The sequence below is a fragment of the Kosakonia radicincitans DSM 16656 genome (assembly GCF_000280495.2).
Classification (GTDB): domain Bacteria; phylum Pseudomonadota; class Gammaproteobacteria; order Enterobacterales; family Enterobacteriaceae; genus Kosakonia; species Kosakonia radicincitans.
In genome coordinates this window covers 589,510-607,525 of record NZ_CP018016.1, presented here as the reverse complement: position 1 = coordinate 607,525, position 18,016 = coordinate 589,510, and the positions used below count along the sequence as shown (strand labels likewise).

The following is an 18,016-nucleotide window of genomic DNA, read 5'->3' as shown; positions in this document are numbered from 1 at the left end:
TGTTTTAGGTAAGGAATTCATTATGAATACAGTCGGCACACCGATGTTATGGGGCGGGTTCGCTGTCGTGGTCGTGATTATGCTGGCCATCGACCTCTTGCTTCAGGGACGACGCGGCGCGCACACCATGTCCATGAAGCAAGCGGCCGTATGGTCGATCGTCTGGGTTAGCCTCTCGTTACTCTTCAATGCCGCGTTCTGGTGGTATCTGACGCAAACCGAAGGGCGCGCAGTGGCAGATACGCAGGCGCTGGCGTTTCTCACCGGTTACCTGATTGAAAAAGCGCTGGCGGTGGATAACGTCTTTGTCTGGCTGATGCTGTTCAGCTACTTTGCGGTTCCGGCGGCGCTCCAGCGTCGGGTACTAGTTTACGGCGTACTCGGCGCGATTGTGCTGCGTACCATCATGATCTTCGCCGGTAGCTGGCTGATCTCGCAATTCTCATGGTTGCTGTATGTGTTTGGCGCTTTCCTGCTGTTTACCGGCGTGAAGATGGCGCTGGCGAAAGAAGATGAAACCGGGATCGGCGATAAGCCGCTGGTGCGCTGGCTGCGCGGGCATTTGCGCATGACGGATCGCATCGAAAGCGAGCACTTCTTTGTGCGTAAAAATGGCCTGCTGTTCGCCACGCCGCTGTTGCTGGTGCTGATTCTGGTGGAACTGAGCGATGTGATTTTTGCCGTCGACAGCATTCCGGCGATCTTTGCGGTGACCACCGATCCCTTTATCGTACTGACCTCAAACCTGTTCGCGATTCTGGGTCTGCGCGCCATGTACTTCCTGCTGGCGGGCGTCGCGGAGCGCTTCTCAATGCTTAAGTACGGGCTGTCGGTGATCCTGGTGTTTATTGGTATCAAGATGCTGATCGTGGATTTCTTCCATATCCCTATCGCCATTTCGCTGGGGGTGGTCGGCGGGATCCTGGCGCTGACGCTGCTGATCAACGCCTGGGTTAACTACCAGAACGACAAGAAAAAAGCGCAGGAATAGCAAACCTGCCGTCAGCGGGCGGCAGGCTCTTTATGCACCGCGGTTTCGATTTTAAACGGATCGATACCGCGTCGCTGCATACGCCAGAAACGAATAATGTTCAGGCCGTTCATCACCAGAAAACTGCCTTCGATCAGCGTACCGCCAATCGATCCGAGCCAGAAGTTGTGGATCACCCAGCATCCGGTCGAACACCAGATGACACAGCGCATCGGTAAACCTTTAAAGCGGAACAGCGCCCAGGTACTGACGATCGTTCCCGCCACCGGCAACAACTCGATCGGATTGTGGAATTTTGCCAGCCCCAACCCGCCGGTCAGCACAATGAACAGCACCATCACCCACACATTGCGGGTGCGCAGCGTGATCAGCGTTCGTATTGCGTTGAGCATGGCGCTCGATCCGGCGGGAAATGCGCCCATGAGAAAAAAGTGCACGCCGATGATGGCGCTGTAGAGCGAGAGCTGCTTTTTGAAGCGGCGCTCATCACGATTGATGAAAGTTGTAATACCAATCAGAAAGGCAATGACACCAACGCCCTGGGCAAGCCAATACGTGGTCATGAAAAATCCTTGTCAGGTCCAAAAGAGAAGATGTTACAACATGCCAGCGCTAACGTATTTACCAAAATATTTCGCGCCAGGGCTACAACGGCGACCCCGGGCGCGAAAGATAAAGGCCAATCAGAGCGTAACGCCGCTTTTGAAAATGGCTAACTCGCGGAAATCGTTCTTCTCGTTACAGGTTTGCTTACCGTTAGCGATATCGACAATCACATCAACAAACTCGTTCAGCAGTTGCGGCATCGCTTTGCCGTGAATCAGTTGACCTGCATCGAAGTCGATCCAGTGTTTTTTCTTCCCGGCCAGTTCGCTGTTGGTGGCGATTTTTACCGTTGGCACAAAACCACCGTACGGCGTACCGCGACCGGTACTGAACAGCACCATATGGCAACCAGCACCTGCCAGTGCACTGGTGGCAACGGCATCGTTACCCGGAGCGCTCAGCAGATTCAGGCCGTGAGTTTTCAAACGCTCGCCGTAACGCAGCACATCCACGACCTGGCTGGCCCCTGCTTTCTGTGTACAGCCGAGGGACTTCTCTTCCAGCGTGGTGATACCGCCTGCTTTGTTACCCGGCGATGGGTTCTCATAAATCGGCTGATTATGAGCGATAAAGTACTGTTTGAAGTCGTTCACCATGGTGACGGTCTTCTCAAAGGTGCTTTCGTCGCGGCAATGGCTCATCAGAATACGCTCAGCACCGAACATTTCCGGCACTTCGGTCAGCACGGTAGTACCGCCGTTACCGATCACATAATCGGAGAAACGACCGAGCATCGGGTTCGCGGTAATACCGGACAGGCCATCTGAGCCGCCGCATTCCAGACCGAATTTCAGCTCGCTCAGTTTACCCGGCTCGCGTTTGTCGTTACGCATCGCCTGATAGAGCTCATGCAAATGTTCAAGCCCGGCTTCCACTTCGTCGTCCTGGTGTTGGCAAATCATAAAGTGAACGCGTTCCGGGTCGAACTCACCCAGTGTCTCGCGGAAGGCATCGACCTGGTTGTTTTCACAACCCAGACCAATTACCAGCACCGCTCCGGCGTTAGGGTGACGCACCATGTTTTGCAGCATGGTGCGGGTGTTGATGTGGTCGTCGCCCAACTGGGAACAACCATAGGTGTGGCTGAACAGGTAAACGCCGTCGATACCTTCGGCATCCTGGGTCTCTTTCAGGAAACGGTTCTGGATCTGGCGGGCGATGCCGTTAACACAGCCCACGGTCGGCAGGATCCACAGTTCGTTGCGGATCCCGACTTCACCCTTTGCGCGACGGTAGATCTGAATGTCCCGATCCACCGCCTGTGCGCCTTCATCCTGAAAATCAGGTTGATAGCTATACTCGTCCAGATCGCTCAGATTGGTACGCGCGTTATGGGAATGAATGTGCTCGCCCGGCGCGATATCTGATGTCGCATGACCAATTGGCAGACCATACTTGACAACATTTTCACCTTCGGCAATGGGTTGCAGAGCAAACTTATGCCCGCGCACCACTGCCTGGCGCAGCCGAACGGTCTGGTTGTCGACAACGACTTCCGTCCCTTCGGCGAGATCCGCCAGTGCTACCGCAACGTTATCCAGCGAATGGATCTTGATGTATTGCATATCAACCTCAAACGGCCTTAGTTCAGTTCAATTGCGAAGTAATCACGCGCATTGTTAAAGCAGATATTTTTCACCATCTCGCCCAGCAGCTGGATATCTGCCGGCGCTTCGCCTGCTTCCACCCAGCGGCCAATCATCTGGCACAGAATGCGGCGGAAATACTCGTGACGGGTGTAAGACAGGAAGCTGCGGCTGTCGGTCAACATGCCGACGAAACGGCTCAGCAGGCCGAGCTGCGCAAGCTGGGTCATCTGACGTTCCATGCCATCTTTCTGGTCGTTAAACCACCAGCCGGAGCCGAACTGCATTTTGCCCGGCATACCTTCACCCTGGAAGTTACCGACCATGGTGCCCAGCACTTCGTTGTCGCGCGGGTTCAGGCAGTAGAGGATGGTTTTCGGCAGCAGGTTTTCTTCATTCTGCTTGCTCAGCAGTCTGGAGAGCTCTTCTGCCAGCGGACGGTCATTGATGGAGTCAAAGCCAACATCCGGCCCCAGCAGTTTGAACTGGCGCAGGTTGTTGTTACGCAGCGCGCCAATGTGGTACTGCTGCACCCAACCGCGACGCGCGTATTCCGCACCCAGCCAGACCAGTACTGCGGTTTTGAACTGCGCGATCTCTTTTTCATTCAGGCTTTCACCAGCCAGGCGGCGGGCCAGGATGCTATCCAGCTCTGCTTCGCTGGCTTCGGCGAACAGCACAACATCCAGCGCATGGTCGGAAACTTTACAGCCGTGCGCCGCAAAGTGATCCAGACGTTTGGCCAGTGCAGTTTGCAGATCGGCAAAGCGGCGAATGTCGGTATCGGACACTTCACCCAGTTTCGCCATGTAATCGTTAAAGGTCGCCTGTTCAATATTGAACGCTTTATCCGGGCGCCAGCTTGGCAGCACTTTGACGTTAAAGGTTTTGTCTTTGGCGACAGATGCGTGATGCTCCAGAGAGTCGATCGGATCGTCGGTGGTGCCGACCATTTTCACATTCATCTGCTGCATGATGCCGCGCGCGGAGAATTTATCCTGCGCCAGCAGTGCATTGCCCTGCTCCCAGATTTCATCCGCAGTCGCCGGAGAAAACAGCTTACCTGTAATACCAAATGGGCGACGCAGCTCAAGATGTGTCCAGTGGTATAACGGGTTACCGATCGTGTGCGGCACCGTCGCCGCCCAGGCGTCAAACTTCTCACGATCGGACGCATCGCCGGTACACAGGCGCTCAGGCACACCATTGGTACGCATCGCGCGCCACTTGTAGTGGTCACCTTTCAGCCAGATGTCATACAGGTTTTTAAAACGGTAGTTTTCAGCGATCTGTTGCGGCGGTAAGTGGCAGTGATAGTCGAAAATCGGTTGGTCTTTGGCGTAGTCGTGGTACAGGCGGCGCGCAAATTCGGTATCTAATAGAAAATCTTCAGTCATAAACGGGGTCATTATCGTCTTCCTCTCAACGAGTGCGTCTGATGCTTACCTTTGATGCTGACAAAGTTATCACACCAATTTCTATAGACCGAAGATATTTTCGTGAGTTGGATCAATAAAAACGGACAAAAATTTACGCTTCTGCGCGATAAATACCCCGCCAGACCGCGCCAAATCTGGCTTCTCCCGGCAAAGTTAAAGACCACACAAAGAAAAACACTTTTGTGATATCACTCACCTTTTCAAGTTGTATGACAAGTTATCTTTCAGCCGTCGAACACATAGCCGACGGAATGCATTCCCGATAACTCATTAAATCGGTCTTGACGGTACGGATGCCGGATTAAAAAAACGCTTACTTGTGGCAAGGTTTGGGCCGTACCGGGGACTCTCCCGGTTACGTCCTCCCGTTTTCATCCTCCGAACACGATCGAAGGGTGACCGCGCTAGCGGTAATAACATAACGATGAGGTTTACATGCGTAAAATCAAAGGATTACGTTGGTACATGATAGCTCTGGTGACGGTCGGCACCGTATTGGGCTATCTGACACGTAACACAGTGGCAGCCGCGGCTCCAACATTAATGGAAGAGCTGCACATTTCTACCCAGCAATATTCTTACATCATTGCAGCGTATTCCGCGGCTTATACTGTTATGCAGCCTGTGGCCGGCTATGTGCTGGATATTTTGGGCACCAAAATTGGTTACGCCTTCTTCGCGATCACCTGGGCTGTATTCTGTGGCGCTACAGCGCTGGCAGGCAGCTGGGGCGGCCTGGCGCTGGCGCGTGGTGCGGTAGGTGCGGCTGAAGCAGCCATGATTCCGGCAGGCCTGAAAGCCGCGTCTGAATGGTTCCCGGCGAAAGAACGTTCTATCGCCGTTGGCTACTTTAACGTCGGTTCTTCTATCGGTGCTATGATCGCTCCGCCGCTGGTGGTGTGGGCAATTGTGATGCACAGCTGGGAAATGGCGTTCATCATCTCTGGTGTGCTGAGTTTCGCATGGGCAATGGCCTGGTTGTTCTTCTATAAACACCCGCGTGACCAGAAAAAACTGAGCGAAGAAGAACGCGAATACATCATTGGCGGTCAGGAAGCACAGCACCAGACCAACAACGGCAAGAAAATGTCCGTCTGGCAGATTCTGGGCACCCGTCAGTTCTGGGGTATCGCACTGCCGCGCTTCCTGGCAGAACCGGCCTGGGGTACCTTCAACGCCTGGATCCCGCTGTTCATGTTTAAAGTGTACGGTTTCAACCTGAAAGAAATCGCCATGTTCGCCTGGATGCCGATGCTGTTCGCTGACCTGGGTTGCATCGTGGGGGGTTATCTGCCGCCGCTGTTCCAGCGCGTGTTTGGTGTCAACCTGATCGTTTCCCGTAAAATGGTGGTGACCATGGGCGCACTGCTGATGATCGGCCCAGGCATGATCGGCCTGTTCACCAGCCCGTACGTTGCAATTGGTCTGCTGTGCATCGGTGGTTTTGCTCACCAGTCTCTGTCCGGCGCACTGATTACGCTCTCTTCTGACGTCTTTGGTCGTAATGAAGTGGCAACGGCAAATGGCCTGACCGGTATGGCTGCCTGGACCGCAAGTACGCTGTTCGCTCTGGTCGTCGGTGCACTTGCGGATACCATCGGTTTCAGCCCGCTGTTCGCCGTGCTGGCACTGTTTGACCTGATGGGCGCCGTGGTGATTTGGACGGTGCTGAAAAACCAGACCGCCGAAGAGGTGGTGAATCATACGGTTGGCGGAACCGCTGCGCAAAATTAGCGATTCACGGAAGTATGACAGAACGATGTAAAAGCCGCCTCAAGGCGGCTTTTTCGTCACAGATGATGGTGAGAATGCGGTAAAAGTGGTATAACAAATCTACTCTCGCCTTTCTTTTCCCTGGAGCCTATATGGAAATTTCCGAGTCACGTCGTTTGTACCAGCAGCTTGCCGCCGAGCTTAAGAGCCGTATTGAGCAAGGCGTGTATCTTGTGGGGGACAAACTGCCCGCTGAGCGCTTTATTGCCGATGAGAAAAGCGTCAGCCGGACCGTGGTTCGCGAAGCGATCATTATGCTGGAAGTGGAAGGGTACGTTGAAGTTCGCAAAGGCTCCGGCATCCATGTCATTTCCAACCAGCCGCGCCATACGCAAGCGCCGGATGAGAGCCTGGAGTTTGCCAATTACGGCCCGTTTGAACTGTTGCAGGCTCGTCAGCTTATCGAGAGTAATATCGCTGAGTTCGCCGCCACTCAGGTGACGAAACAGGACATTATGAAGCTGATGGAAATCCAGGATAACGCCCGCAAAGAGAAGTGCTTCCGCGATTCAGAATGGGATTTGCAATTCCATGTTCAGGTCGCACTGGCAACGCAAAATAGCGCACTGGCGGCGATTGTCGAGAAGATGTGGACGCAGCGCGTACATAACCCGTACTGGAAAAAACTGCACGATCATATCGATTTACGCACCGTCGATAACTGGTGTGACGATCATGACCAAATTCTGAAGGCGCTGATCCGCAAAGATCCGCACGCGGCGAAAGTGGCGATGTGGCAACACCTGGAAAATACCAAGCAGATGCTGTTTAACGAAACCAGTGATGATTTTGAGTTCAACGCTGACCGCTACCTGTTTGCCGAAAACCCGGTGGTCCATCTTGATGCTGCCGCTACCGGCACGAAATAAAAACCGCTATGCAGGCGCACACTTACGCTGCGCCGCCCCCTTTTTGGGTCAGTGAATGGTATAGAGTGTCAGCCTTTGTAAATACCCTCGCCACCCCCTCTCCTGGCAAGCAAAATCGTTTGCGAGCGTTATTCTGACTGACGCACATGGTCAGCTTTTGTTACAATTAGATGCATTTCGCCATTGAATGAGTTAGCGCTTACTCACAGCGTCTTTTAGCTGCATAACAATCGCACCCGGATGTGCCATGCGCGGTCATAATATATTAGAGCCCGCCGCCGTGTTGTTCTGTGCCAGTAACAGACTGACGTAAACCGATGTACCAGGAACACCGAATGGAACTTTTAAGCCAATTACTTCATGCCCTCTGGAGCCAGGATTTCGAAACGCTTTCGCATCCCGGCATGATCGGCATGCTCTATTTTGTTTTATTTGTCATCTTATTTCTGGAAAACGGTCTGCTTCCGGCGGCGTTTCTGCCTGGTGATAGTCTTCTGGTGCTGATCGGCGTGTTGATTGCCAAAGGCGCGCTGGGCTACCCGCAAACCATCCTCCTCCTGACCGTTGCGGCCAGCCTTGGCTGCTGGCTGAGCTACATCCAGGGACGATGGCTTGGCAATACGCGCATCGTACAAAACTGGCTGTCGCATCTGCCCGCGCATTATCACCAACGCGCGCACCACCTGTTCCATAAGCATGGCCTTTCCGCACTGTTAATCGGGCGTTTTATTGCTTTTGTTCGCACATTGTTGCCAACGATTGCCGGACTTTCTGGTCTGAGTAATGCACGCTTTCAGTTCTTCAACTGGATGAGCGGCCTGCTGTGGGTGTTGATTCTGACATCGCTCGGTTACCTGCTGGGTAAGACGCCAGTGTTTCGTAAGTATGAAGACGCGCTGATGTCCTGCCTGATGTTGCTTCCGGTCGTATTGCTGGTGATTGGCCTTGTCGGCTCACTGGTAGTGCTGTGGAAGAAAAAATATCGCGATCGAGGCTAAGAAACATGGAATTGCAACGTCCCTTCCTGCGCCGGTTATTAATGGGTTTCATTACGATGGCGATTTTCAGCGTCATGTTCATTGCCTGGGCGACGCTGCAAAACCGTGAATCCACGCTGGCGATTCGCCCGGCGACGCAGAACGTCAGCGTGCCGGATGGTTTCTCCGTCTGGCACCATCTGGATGCCAACGGCATCCAATTCAAAAGTATTACGCCGAAAAACGATACGTTATTGATTACTTTCGAATCCAGCGACCAAAGCGCAGCGGCGAAAGCCGTCCTCGATCGTACCTTGCCCCGTGGCTATATCATCGCCGCCCAGGATGATGAAAACGGCCAACCCTCTGCGTGGCTGGCGCTTCTGCGCACTACCACTCACCGATTCGGTTAATCCTTCCAGGATTCTGAATCTTTTCACTCACTTTGGTGTTTATCGGTTTACTTACTATGCTTGAGTAAACGGAACCAGGGTTCACTTTGTACAACTGGATGCTGGCGCAACGACCGTTTCGCTGGCCAACAATGGAAGGTTTCGATGATGAAAAACCGCATCGCACTGGCGTTGGTTCTTCTTTCTCTGAGCGCTGTTGCACAGGCTGCAAGCCCCTGTCAGGAGAAAGAACATGATATCCAGCGCGAAATCAGTTATGCCGAAAAGCATAACAACCAGAGCCGAATTGAGGGGCTGAAAAAGGCGCTGCATGAAATGCGCGCTAACTGTTCAGATACCCAACTCCGCGCCGCCCACCAGAAAAAAATAGCCGAGCAGAAAGAAGAGGTTGCCGAGCGCCGTCGCGATCTGGCGGAAGCAAAGCAGAAAGGCGATGCGGAGAAAATAAGCAAACGCGAACACAAGCTGAAAGAAGCACAGCTTGAACTGAAAGAGCTGGAGGCTCGCGATTACTGATTTTTAAGGACGTTACCACTCACTCACCTGGAGAAAATTATGTCAAAAGATAATGCCGATCATTTGCGCGCTGAACTGAAATCCCTCGCGGATACGCTGGAAGAAGTGCTGAGTAATTCTGGTGAAAAATCGAAAGAAGAGCTGAGTAAATTGCGGGGAAAAGCTGAGCAGGCTTTGCGTGAGAGTCGTCATCGCCTCGGCGAAACGGGCGATGTTATCGCCAAACAAACGCGTGAAGCCGCCGCCCGTACTGATGAATATGTCCGCGAAAACCCATGGGCCAGTGTAGGCATCGGTGCCGCTATTGGGGTGGTGTTGGGCGTGCTGCTGACGCGTCGTTGATATGACGGAGCCACGACACGCGCAGGGGCCAGGCAAAAGCGCACTGGGGATTGGTCAGCGTATTCTGACGATCCTTGTAGAGATGGTTGAGACCCGCCTGCGGCTGGCGGTTGTCGAGCTGGAAGAAGAGAAAGCCAATCTGTTCCAGCTGTTGATGATGCTGGGTCTGACCATGCTTTTTGCCGCATTTGGCCTGATGAGTCTGATGGTGCTGATTATTTGGGCCATTGATCCGCAATATCGCCTGAACGCGATGATTGCCACCACGGTAGTGTTACTGGTGCTGGCGCTGATTGGCGGCATCTGGACGCTACGCAAAGCGCGCGCATCAACACTGCTGCGCCATACCCGGCAGGAGCTTGAAAATGACCGCGCCCTGCTGGAGGACGATAAATCGTGAGTAGCAAAGCAGAGCGTCTGAAACGTAAAGCGCGCCTGCTCAGCGAGATCCAGCAGCAACGGCTGGATCTCACCGCCGGGCGTCGTGACTGGCTTGAAGCGACCAGCCCTTACGATCGCGGCTGGAATACCTTGCTCAGCCTGCGTTCATGGGCATTAATTGGCAGCAGCGCGCTCGCTGTCTGGTCGGTTCGCCATCCTAATATGCTGGTGCGCTGGGGTAAACGCGGTCTCGGCATCTGGAGCCTGTGGCGCCTGGTTAAAACCACGCTTAACTCACCGCGTTAATGCGTTAAGGGCGGTCCTGACGACCGCCCTTCTCTTCTTACTCAGTTTTTTTGAAAAGATTCGACAGTTTTCCTTGCTAACAATCTTTTCCCGCCACGATTACTATCCTCTCCATCAACAGCAAGCACGCGGCATATGCCCGTAATTGCACACTATTTACTGATAGCCGCGGTAGTGGCCCCCTGGAGAGAAAGATGAAAAAATTAGAAGATGTTGGTTTTCTGGTCGCACGTATCCTGATGCCGATTCTGTTTATCGTGGCTGGCTGGGGAAAAATCACCGGTTATGCAGGTACACAGCAATATATGGAAGCAATGGGCGTGCCGGGGTTCCTGCTGCCGTTGACCATCCTGCTTGAGTTCGGCGGCGGTCTGGCAATTCTGTTCGGTTTCCTGACCCGTACCACCGCGCTGTTCACTGCGGGCTTCACACTACTGACCGCATTCATCTTCCACAGCAACTTTGCGGAAGGCGTGAACTCTCTGATGTTTATGAAAAACCTGACCATTGCTGGCGGCTATCTGCTGCTGGGTATCACCGGTCCGGGTGCCATCAGCATCGACCGCGTGCTGAATAAAAAATGGTAAGCACTCTATACTGAGTAAAGAGATCAAAGCGAGGAGTTCACTCCTCGCTTTTTTGCTATCAGAAGGAGGAAGCAAAATGGGACAACTGATTGACGGCGTCTGGCACGACACCTGGTATGACACCAAATCCACCGGTGGGCGGTTTAAGCGCTCCGTTTCCGCATTTCGCAACTGGCTCACTGCCGACGGCGCGGCTGGCCCCTCCGGCGAAGGGGGCTTCGCCGCAGAGAAAGATCGCTATCATCTCTATGTTTCACTGGCTTGCCCATGGGCGCACCGCACTCTGATCCTGCGTAAACTGAAAGGTCTGGAGCCGTTTATCTCAGTTTCCGTCGTTCACCCTTTGATGCTGGAAAATGGCTGGACGTTTGATGACGATTTCCCGGCAGCGACCGGTGATACCCTCTATCAGCACGAATTTCTCTATCAGCTTTATCTGCATGCCGATCCACACTACAGCGGCCGCGTCACCGTGCCGGTGCTGTGGGATAAAAAGAATCACACCATTGTCAGTAATGAATCAGCGGAAATTATCCGCATGTTCAATACCGCCTTTGACGGGCTGGGCGCCAGAGCCGGGGATTACTACCCGCCGGAACTGCGCGCGCAAATCGATGAGCTTAATAGCTGGATCTACGACAACGTCAACAATGGCGTTTATAAAGCGGGTTTCGCCACCAGCCAGCAGGCATACGACGAAGCCGTGACGAATGTCTTTACCTCGCTGGAACGGCTGGAGCAGATCCTGGGTCAGCACCGTTATCTGACCGGCGATCGGCTGACAGAAGCTGATATTCGCCTGTGGACTACGCTTATCCGCTTCGATCCGGTATATGTCACCCATTTTAAATGCGATAAACACCGCATCAGCGACTACCTCAATCTGCACGGTTTTCTGCGCGATATTTACCAGATGCCGGGCGTTGCGGAAACCGTCGATTTTGCGCATATCCGCAATCACTATTTCCGCAGCCACAAAACCATCAACCCAACCGGGATTATCTCTGTCGGGCCGTGGCAGGATCTGGATGAACCTCACGGGCGCGACATTCGTTTCGCCTGATCTTTCGGGCGCGTTAGCGCGCCCAAATTATTTCCCGCCGGATTTATCGCTTTGTATTTTTGCCGTCTATTCTTACTTTGATCGTTTAGAAAACAACGAATTGACCGTTGATCGAGGTTAAAAATGGACTGGTATTTTAAGGTACTGGGTAACTATGCCACCTTCCACGGACGGGCGCACCGACGCGAGTTTTGGATGTTCGCGCTGGTCAACATCATCCTTTGCGGCGTGCTGATGACGGTGGACCACATTCTTGGCTGGCACTTTGACGGCGGGTTTGGCCCATTGAGCCTGATTTACACGTTACTGGTACTGGTGCCTTCGCTGGCGGTGCAGGTTCGCCGCCTGCACGATACCGATCGCCGCGGTCGCTGGTTGTTGTTGCTCCTGCTTCCGGTGCTGGGCTGGTTAATGTTGCTGGCCTTTTACAGCCAGCGCAGTACGCCGGAGGAGAACCGTTTTGGGCCGCAGCCGAAAGCGTTTCCCTGAAAGCTTTATTTACCGGCAAACAACCTGGGGATTTCACGCAGGCACCAGGCTTTCCCTTCACCCATGCTGTCGCGACGCCACGCCATAATGATATCCACCTGGCTGGTATATTCCGGGCTCACCACCCGCAACCGGCCTTCGGCAATATCCTGTTCCACCAGCGGGTAAGGCATTGTCGCCACGCCGAGGCCGGCCAGCAACGCCTGGCGTTTATCTTCAATGGTACTGACCGTCAGACGCGGCTGTTTATCCAGCAGTTGTACTGTTAATACCGGCCGTTCGCGAGCGGTATCCGCCACCGCCACGCCACGGTATTTCACGCGAGTGACTTCCGACAGCGGTTCCGGCTCCTGATGAATCGGGTGATCCGGCGCGGCAACATACACATTCATTACCGAGTAGAGCTTGCGGGAGTTAATTTCCGAGGAGGAACGAAAGTGCATATCCGGCGCGACAACGATATCCGCACGCCCCTGCTCCAGACGCTCCCACGCCCCGGCCAGCACTTCGGTAATAATCGATAATTGCGTATTGGCTTTCGCCGCCAGCCTCTCCACCAGCGGGAAGAGTTCAACCGTCGGCACCAGCGCTTCGGTGACCAGCGTCAGATGCGTTTCCCAACCGCGCGCCAGCGCTTCGGCATCGGTCGTCAGTTTATCTGCCGCTTCCAGCAGCACGCGCCCGCGCTCCAGCAGCATACGCCCGACGTTAGTGAATTTGGTCCGGTGGCCGGAGCGGTCAAACAGCACCACATCCAGTTCTTCTTCCAGTTTTTGCATGGTGTAGCTGAGTGCGGAAGGAACGCGCCCCAACTCATCCGCCGCAGCGGCAAAGCTTCCGCGTCGATCAATCGCATCCATCACGCGCAACGCTTCCAGCGTAAGTGCCCTTTCTTTCGCCATTTATTGTTCTCATTCAGTAAATTTGAACATACCGGGCAGAATATCTGGCTAACAATGCATCGTCCATACCTTTAACATTGTTTTAAGTAAAGAGAGGTCAATAACGATGATTACTACCCGTACTGCAAAACAATGCGGACAAGCTGACTTCGGCTGGCTTCAGGCCCGCTACACTTTTTCTTTTGGACATTACTTTGACCCGAAACTGTTAGGTTATGCCTCCCTGCGTGTACTGAACCAGGAAGTCCTTGCTCCAGGTGCCTCCTTCCAGCCACGGGCCTACCCGAAAGTGGATATTCTGAACCTGATCCTTGAAGGTGAAGCGGAATACCGCGACAGCGAAGGGAACCATGTCCAGGCGAAAGCCGGTGAAGCGCTGCTTATTGCCACTCAGCCAGGCATCAGCTATAGCGAACATAACCTGAGCAAAGACAAGTCGTTAACGCGTATGCAGTTGTGGCTTGATGCCTGCCCGGAGCGCGAAAATCCGCCGGTACAGAAAATGACGATTGCCGATGCAGCGCAACAACTGCTGGCTTCGCCGGATGGCAACCAGGGCAGTTTGCAACTGCGCCAACAAGTGTGGCTGCACCATATCGAGTTGAAAAAAGGCGAAGAGCTGACAATTCAGTTACATGGCCCGCGCGCCTATCTGCAATCGATCCACGGCACGGTGCATGCGGTTACGCATTGCGAAGCGAAGGAAGCCCTGACCTGCGGCGACGGCGCTTTTATTCGTGATGAGGCTAACATAACGTTAGTTGCCGATACGCCGTTGCGCGCTTTGCTGATAGATTTACCAGTGTGACAGTTATGTTTTAGCAGGTGAGTATATGAATAGCAGCGTAACTAAAATATCTGTTGAGAGCGTCCACACACAGCCTACGCTCCATGAACCGCTTCCGGCCTTTGGGTTTGAAGAGATGCTGACCGAGCTGGAAGCCATCGTCGCCGAAGCCGAAATCCGGCAGGCGGAAGAAGACGCCGCCTAATCTCCCGCCCCGGTTTATGCCGGGGCATCTTTATACATTTCCCCAGCGATACTTCTCTACGACAATAAAGCTGTTTTCCCAAAACGGGGAAGGCAGAAGCGCAAGAGATTTAATTCGCATGCTCTGTTCAGTGGAATATCGCCATGCGCCTGGCGTAGCGGGAGTGTGGGATTGCAGGTCCGGGCGTAGGCCGGGTAAGCGGAGTGGACAGTCATTCATCTCTCGCCGCAAGGCCGCAGAAAAGCAAAAACCCGCCGAAGCGGGTTTTTACCTGAAAAACTGAAGCTGACCGGTAAGCCGCGTTCTTTACATAGAAAGCGGAGTGGACAGTCATTCATCTCTCGCCGCAGAGCCGCAGAAAAGCAAAAAAGCAAAAAAGCAAAAAAGCAAAAACCCGCCGAAGCGGGTTTTGCCTGAAAAATTGAAACTGACCGATAAGCCGGGTTCTGTCGTGGACAGTCATTCATCTAGGCCAGCAATCGCTCACTGGCTCAAGCAGCCTACCCGGGTTCAGTACGGGCCGTACCTTGTGAACCCCTATTTGGCCTTGCTCCGGGTGGAGTTTACCGTGCCGCGAACTGTTGCCAGACGCGCGGTGCGCTCTTACCGCACCCTTTCACCCTTACCTGATCCCACTTGCGTGGGCCATCGGCGGTTTGCTCTCTGTTGCACTGGTCGTAGGCTTGCGCCCCCCAGGCGTTACCTGGCACCCTGCCCTATGGAGCCCGGACTTTCCTCCCCTCTGCCCGTCTCCCCCGAAGGAGGACTGCAACAAAGCGGCGACTGTCTGGTCAGCTTCGGCGCGCAGTATAGTGGGTTTGCGCGCGCCTGTCACCCTTCCGTCAGCATTCCGACCTGCAATGTGGCCGCAATATTGCGTGACGCGCGGTAAATATTATCAAACGCGCCGCGGAACGCCTCTTCCAGCGTGGTAATGCCGGTCAACACGCTGAACACCGCATCGATACCGTACTGGTGAACCACGCCAACATCGCTGGTCAGACTGCCGGCAATCCCGATGACTGGTTTGTGGTATTTTTTAGCAACATGTGCCACGCCGACCGGCACTTTACCGTGAATGCTCTGACTGTCGATACGCCCTTCGCCGGTCACCACCAGCGTACAGTCATGAATATGCTCTTCGAGATTCAACGCCTGGGTCACAATCTCAATACCGCTGCGCAGTTCCGCGCCGAGAAAAGCCATCAGCGCCGCGCCCATACCGCCTGCCGCGCCGGAGCCTGGCACCTCTTTCACATCCACTCGCAGCGATTTTTTGATGACGTCGGCGAAGTGACCAAGGTTTCGATCCAGCTCAACGATCAGCGCTTCGGTGGCCCCTTTTTGCGGCCCAAAAATACGCGATGCGCCCTGCTCGCCGGTCAGCGGGTTAGTCACATCGCAGGCCACGCGAATCGTACAATCGCTCAGGCGCGGATCCAGCCCGGAAATATCAATCGCATTCAGGCTCATCAGGCTGCCGCCGCCGTAACCAATCTCGGTGCCGTTCGCATCGGTCAGTTTGGCGCCCAGCGCCTGTACCATGCCCGCACCGCCATCGTTGGTCGCACTGCCGCCAATGCCGATAATAATATTGTTCGCCCCATGTTCCAGCGCCTGCAAAATAAGTTCCCCGGTGCCGCGCGAAGTGGTAATCAAAGGGTTACGTAATTCCGGTGGCACCAGCGCCAGACCGCTGGCCGCCGCCATTTCAATAAAAGCGGTTTTCCCGTCGCCGGACATCCCCCACCGGGCATCAACATCATTCCCCAGCGGGCCTGTAACGTGCGCGGTATGCACAATACCTTTAGTGGCAGCAATCATGGCTTCAACTGTTCCCTCACCACCGTCGGCAACCGGAACTGACACGTAGTGAGCATCAGGAAAAATTTCCCGAAATCCTTTTTCTATCGCCTGAGCTACTTCAGTAGCGGAAAGGCTTTCTTTATAAGAGTCTGGGGCGATTACGATTTTCATAATTGTGAGCCTGATAGTGCCGCGCACTTCACTCTTCAGGCCCACTGCGGCCCGAAGATGTGGATGTACAAGAAATCCAGGGCGCAGAGCCGCGCCCTTCTTAATTAACGAGTAACTTCGATTTTCGCCAGTTTCTCGTAGTAGCAAGCAATGGCGCTGTGGTCGGCGTTGCCCAGACCATCAGCGCGCAGCGCCTGCATCATTTCCATCACTGCAGCGGTCAGCGGCAGTTGAGCGCCCACGCCATGCGACGTATCCAGCGCGTTGGAGAGATCTTTGATGTGCAGATCGATACGGAAACCCGGTTTGAAGTTGCGATCCATCACCATTGGCGCTTTCGCATCCAGCACGGTACTACCTGCCAGACCACCACGGATAGCCTGATACACCAGATCCGGATTAACGCCGGCTTTGGTTGCCAGTGTCAGCGCCTCAGACATCGCAGCGATGTTCAGCGCCACAATCACCTGGTTTGCCAGTTTGGTGACGTTGCCCGCACCGATATCACCGGTGTGCACGACAGAACCGGCCATGGATTTCAGCAGGTCGTAGTATTTGTCGAAGACAGCTTTGTCGCCGCCAACCATCACAGACAGCGTACCGTCGATCGCCTTCGGTTCGCCGCCGCTTACCGGCGCATCAAGCATTTGCACGCCTTTCGCTTTCAGCGCGTCACTGATTTCACGGCTGGCCAGCGGTGCGATGGAACTCATGTCGATCAGCACGGTACCGGCTTTAGCACCTTCAATAATGCCGCCCTCACCCAGTGCCACTTCTTTCACGTGTGGGGAGTTCGGCAGCATGGTGATGATGACATCGCACTTCTCAGCAATCGCTTTCCCGTTCGCTGCCGTTTCCGCGCCTGCAGCGATAAGTTCAGCCACCGCTTCCTGGTTACGGTCCACGACCACCAGTGAGTAACCTGCTTTAATGAGGTTTTTACTCATTGGTTTACCCATGATGCCAAGGCCAATGAAACCAACTTTCATCGTCATAATTGCGTCTCTCTTTTAAAGGGTGGTTTGGTTATTTTTTAAAGGTGTCGGCCAGTTTCTGCGTCGCCGAACGGAACACGCCCAAATCGCTGCCAACCGCAACGACGGTCGCGCCCCATTCCAGGTAGCGGCGAGCATCAGCTTCTACCGGCGCCAGAATGCCGCTCGGTTTGTTGTGTGCTTTCGCGCGGGCAAAAATGTGCTGAATGGTGCGCTGGACTTCCGGGTGCGCCGCGTTACCGATATAACCCAGCGTCGCCGCCAGATCGCTTGGGCCGACAAACACGCCATCCACGCCGTCGGTGGCAAGGATTGCATCAAGATTATCCACACCGGCCTGGCTTTCGATCTGTACCAGGATGGTGATGTTGGCGTTGGACTGACGGAAGTAATCCGGCACGGTGCCGAACATATTGGCGCGATGCGAAACCGACACGCCGCGAATGCCTTCCGGCGGATAACGGGTTGCCGCTACCGCATTTACCGCTTCTTCTTCGGTTTCCACGAACGGGATCAAGAAGTTGTAGAAGCCGATATCCAGCAGGCGCTTGATAACCACCGGCTCGTTAGTCGGTACACGCACGACCGGTGCGCTGACGCTGCCTTTCAACGCCATTAATTGCGGTACAAAAGTGAGCACGTCGTTTGGGGCGTGTTCGCCGTCCAGAAGCAGCCAGTCAAAGCCTGCCAGGCCCAGAACTTCAGTGCTGATATGACTACCCAGCGCAGACCAACAACCGATTTGAATCTGTTGGGCCGCCAGCGCGGCCTTGAATTTGTTTGGGAAGATATCGTTATTCATCTTTTGTACC

21 protein-coding genes and 1 other RNA gene are annotated in these 18,016 nt (G+C 54.3%); 14 read left to right on the top strand and 8 right to left on the bottom strand.

Going from position 1 to position 18,016, the window contains the following annotated elements:
- The first annotated feature begins 22 nt into the window (after positions 1-22).
- Entirely contained in the window at positions 23-991 is a 969-nt protein-coding gene (locus Y71_RS03025; RefSeq protein WP_007369984.1) for a TerC family protein, read from the top strand.
- 11 nt (positions 992-1,002) lie between these two features.
- Here the strand turns inward: Y71_RS03025 and Y71_RS03020 are convergent, their stop codons facing one another.
- The 3 genes from Y71_RS03020 to uxaC all read right to left on the bottom strand — a co-directional run bounded on the left by Y71_RS03020 (position 1,003) and on the right by uxaC (position 4,592).
- A complete protein-coding gene (locus Y71_RS03020; protein ID WP_007369983.1) occupies positions 1,003-1,554 on the bottom strand; it encodes a YgjV family protein in 552 nt (183 codons plus the stop codon).
- Positions 1,555-1,674: 120 nt separating this feature from the next.
- Positions 1,675-3,162 (bottom strand): UxaA family hydrolase, encoded by a 1,488-nt coding sequence (locus Y71_RS03015; protein ID WP_007369982.1) that lies wholly within the window; start codon positions 3,160-3,162, stop codon positions 1,675-1,677.
- Positions 3,163-3,179: 17 nt separating this feature from the next.
- Positions 3,180-4,592, bottom strand: coding sequence for a glucuronate isomerase (gene uxaC / locus Y71_RS03010; RefSeq protein WP_007369981.1), 1,413 nt, complete (start codon positions 4,590-4,592; stop codon positions 3,180-3,182).
- 465 nt (positions 4,593-5,057) lie between these two features.
- Here uxaC and Y71_RS03005 point away from each other — a divergent pair, with 465 nt between their 5' ends.
- The 11 genes from Y71_RS03005 to Y71_RS02955 all read left to right on the top strand — a co-directional run bounded on the left by Y71_RS03005 (position 5,058) and on the right by Y71_RS02955 (position 12,338).
- Positions 5,058-6,356, top strand: coding sequence for an MFS transporter (locus Y71_RS03005; protein WP_007369979.1), 1,299 nt, complete (start codon positions 5,058-5,060; stop codon positions 6,354-6,356).
- Between the two features lie 131 nt (positions 6,357-6,487).
- A complete protein-coding gene (exuR, locus tag Y71_RS03000) occupies positions 6,488-7,264 on the top strand; it encodes a transcriptional regulator ExuR (RefSeq protein ID WP_007369978.1) in 777 nt (258 codons plus the stop codon).
- Between the two features lie 335 nt (positions 7,265-7,599).
- Positions 7,600-8,262, top strand: coding sequence for a DedA family general envelope maintenance protein YqjA (gene yqjA, locus Y71_RS02995; protein WP_007369977.1), 663 nt, complete (start codon positions 7,600-7,602; stop codon positions 8,260-8,262).
- 5 nt (positions 8,263-8,267) lie between these two features.
- A complete protein-coding gene (gene mzrA / locus Y71_RS02990; RefSeq protein ID WP_007369976.1) occupies positions 8,268-8,654 on the top strand; it encodes an EnvZ/OmpR regulon moderator MzrA in 387 nt (128 codons plus the stop codon).
- 147 nt (positions 8,655-8,801) lie between these two features.
- Complete coding sequence (locus Y71_RS02985) at positions 8,802-9,170, top strand: DUF1090 domain-containing protein (protein WP_007369975.1); 369 nt, start codon at positions 8,802-8,804, stop codon at positions 9,168-9,170.
- 39 nt (positions 9,171-9,209) lie between these two features.
- Positions 9,210-9,512 carry an ElaB/YgaM/YqjD family protein gene (locus Y71_RS02980; RefSeq protein WP_007369974.1) on the top strand — a complete coding sequence of 101 codons (303 nt, stop codon included), beginning with the start codon at positions 9,210-9,212 and terminating at the stop codon, positions 9,510-9,512.
- A gap of 1 nt (position 9,513) precedes the next feature.
- Entirely contained in the window at positions 9,514-9,912 is a 399-nt protein-coding gene (locus Y71_RS02975) for a phage holin family protein (protein WP_007369973.1), read from the top strand.
- The gene (locus Y71_RS02970; protein ID WP_007369972.1) at positions 9,909-10,199 is read left to right on the top strand and encodes a YqjK-like family protein; all 291 of its coding nucleotides are present in this window, start codon (positions 9,909-9,911) and stop codon (positions 10,197-10,199) included. Before Y71_RS02975 ends, Y71_RS02970 begins: the two co-directional genes overlap by 4 nt.
- Before the next feature lie 194 nt (positions 10,200-10,393).
- Entirely contained in the window at positions 10,394-10,786 is a 393-nt protein-coding gene (locus Y71_RS02965) for a DoxX family protein (protein ID WP_007369971.1), read from the top strand.
- 76 nt (positions 10,787-10,862) lie between these two features.
- Complete coding sequence (locus tag Y71_RS02960) at positions 10,863-11,849, top strand: glutathione S-transferase family protein (RefSeq protein ID WP_007369970.1); 987 nt, start codon at positions 10,863-10,865, stop codon at positions 11,847-11,849.
- 123 nt (positions 11,850-11,972) lie between these two features.
- Positions 11,973-12,338: a DUF805 domain-containing protein gene (locus tag Y71_RS02955; protein ID WP_007369969.1), complete on the top strand. Its 366-nt coding sequence runs from the start codon at positions 11,973-11,975 to the stop codon at positions 12,336-12,338.
- Positions 12,339-12,343: 5 nt separating this feature from the next.
- Here the strand turns inward: Y71_RS02955 and Y71_RS02950 are convergent, their stop codons facing one another.
- Positions 12,344-13,240, bottom strand: coding sequence for a LysR family transcriptional regulator (locus Y71_RS02950; protein WP_007369968.1), 897 nt, complete (start codon positions 13,238-13,240; stop codon positions 12,344-12,346).
- 106 nt (positions 13,241-13,346) lie between these two features.
- Between Y71_RS02950 and Y71_RS02945 the strand changes: the two genes are divergently transcribed.
- Positions 13,347-14,048 carry a pirin family protein gene (locus Y71_RS02945; protein ID WP_007369967.1) on the top strand — a complete coding sequence of 234 codons (702 nt, stop codon included), beginning with the start codon at positions 13,347-13,349 and terminating at the stop codon, positions 14,046-14,048.
- A gap of 25 nt (positions 14,049-14,073) precedes the next feature.
- Positions 14,074-14,232, top strand: a complete 159-nt coding sequence (locus Y71_RS30320; RefSeq protein WP_007369966.1) for a protein YhaL — start codon at positions 14,074-14,076, stop codon at positions 14,230-14,232.
- A gap of 419 nt (positions 14,233-14,651) precedes the next feature.
- On the opposite strand, the gene rnpB is transcribed toward Y71_RS30320, so the two are convergent.
- The 4 genes from rnpB to garL all read right to left on the bottom strand — a co-directional run bounded on the left by rnpB (position 14,652) and on the right by garL (position 18,006).
- Positions 14,652-15,031: RNase P RNA component class A (gene rnpB / locus Y71_RS02940), an RNA gene on the bottom strand.
- 32 nt (positions 15,032-15,063) lie between these two features.
- On the bottom strand, positions 15,064-16,209 hold the full coding sequence (garK, locus tag Y71_RS02935) for a glycerate 2-kinase (RefSeq protein WP_035887910.1): 1,146 nt from the start codon (positions 16,207-16,209) through the stop codon (positions 15,064-15,066).
- A 104-nt stretch (positions 16,210-16,313) separates the two neighbouring features.
- Positions 16,314-17,204, bottom strand: coding sequence for a 2-hydroxy-3-oxopropionate reductase (garR, locus tag Y71_RS02930; RefSeq protein ID WP_035887912.1), 891 nt, complete (start codon positions 17,202-17,204; stop codon positions 16,314-16,316).
- Positions 17,205-17,235: 31 nt separating this feature from the next.
- A complete protein-coding gene (gene garL / locus Y71_RS02925) occupies positions 17,236-18,006 on the bottom strand; it encodes a 2-dehydro-3-deoxyglucarate aldolase (protein ID WP_007369961.1) in 771 nt (256 codons plus the stop codon).
- Positions 18,007-18,016: the final 10 nt, after the last annotated feature.